This is a genomic window from Flavobacterium frigoris (assembly GCF_900111075.1).
GTDB classification, from domain to species: domain Bacteria; phylum Bacteroidota; class Bacteroidia; order Flavobacteriales; family Flavobacteriaceae; genus Flavobacterium; species Flavobacterium frigoris.
On sequence record NZ_FOFZ01000052.1, the window covers coordinates 1 to 1485 of the forward strand.

General features: G+C 33.5%; 1 protein-coding gene. It reads left to right on the forward strand.

Going from position 1 to position 1485, the window contains the following annotated elements; translation table 11 throughout:
- The first annotated feature begins 173 nt into the window (after positions 1 to 173).
- On the forward strand, positions 174 to 1484 hold the full coding sequence (locus tag BMW63_RS17750) for an ATP-binding protein (RefSeq protein ID WP_074724791.1): 1311 nt from the start codon (positions 174 to 176) through the stop codon (positions 1482 to 1484).
- The last annotated feature ends 1 nt before the right edge of the window (position 1485 follow it).

Genomic DNA, 1485 nt, shown 5'->3' on the forward strand with positions numbered 1-1485 from the left:
ATGGAGGTGGGAATTTAAGGTTATGAGTTATCGGTTTTTGATTATTGGAATTTTGGATTTAATCTCGAAACTTCGGAATTGGGATTTCCTTTTTGTTGTATTGTGTGTTTCAAAACAATGCATTATATTTGGTATCGTAATTACGGTTACGGTAATTTAAATTACGATAAATAATGAAATTTTATAACAGAACTAGCGAATTGAATTTATTGAGCAAAATAGAAGAAGCGGCTCATCAATCGGCTCAAATGACTTTTGTGGTAGGTCGCAGAAGAATTGGTAAAACCAGTCTTTTACTGGAAGCTTACCAAAAAAACAACTGTCTTTATTTTTTTGTAGCCAAAAAAAATGAAGCTTTGCTTTGTATCGAGTTTGTGGAGGAAGTGAAACAAAAATTGCAAATACCGATATTTGGAGAACTAAAAACGTTTAAAGCGCTGTTTGGGTTTTTAATGGAAGTAGCCAAGAGCCGTCATTTCACGTTAATTATTGATGAATTTCAGGAGTTCAATACGGTAAATGCTTCGGTATTTTCAGACATGCAGCACTTATGGGACAGTAATAAGAAGGATAGTAAAATAAATCTATTGCTGTGCGGTTCTGTTTATTCGATGATGACTCGTATTTTTGAAAATGCTAAAGAACCCCTTTTTGGAAGGGCATCACAACGCATTCATCTCAAAGCTTTTGATGTGGCCACGTTAAAAGAGATTTTAAAGGATTATCATCCACATTATTCGGGGGAGGATTTGCTAGCCTTTTATTTAATTACAGGAGGAGTTGCCAAGTATGTCGAGCTTTTAGTCACAAAACAAGCATTTACAAAACAAAGCATAATTGCGGAAGTTATAGGTGAAAATTCTCTTTTTTTAGAAGAAGGTAAAAATGTGTTGATAGAAGAGTTTGGTAAAGATTATGGTAATTATTTTTCGATAGTTTCCTTAATTGCTTCCGGAAAAACGTCTAGAGTGGCCATAGAATCTATCATGGAAATGCAAACAGGAGGGTTTTTGGATCGCTTGGAGAATGAATATGGTGTAGTTCAAAAAGTACGCCCAATATTAGCAAAACCAAACAGTCGTAGTGTTAAGTATTCGATATCAGATAATTTTTTAAGTTTTTGGTTCCGTTTTATATACAAATATCGCAGTGCAGTAGAAGCTGGAAACTTAGACTACTTGAAACAAATTATAGATCGGGATTATACTACCTACAGTGGGAAGATTTTAGAAAAATACTTCATAGAAGAACGAAAAGCTGAAAAAAAATACAATCTGATTGGAACCTACTGGGAACGAAATAATCAAAATGAAATTGATATTGTTGCTGTAAATGATTTAGCAAAAACCGTATTGTTTGCGGAAGTAAAAAGGAATAAAAATAATATTGACATTGGAAAGTTAGAAGAAAAATCAGCGCAATTGCTTCAGCAATTTAAAGGGTATAAAGTTTCGTATATAGGCTACTCCTTAGATGATGTATGAG

Bases quoted from the DNA above. Each gene is read 5' to 3' on its own strand.
- BMW63_RS17750 (WP_074724791.1), top strand. From the start codon at position 174: ATGAAATTTTATAACAGAACTAGCGAATTGAATTTATTGAGCAAAATA.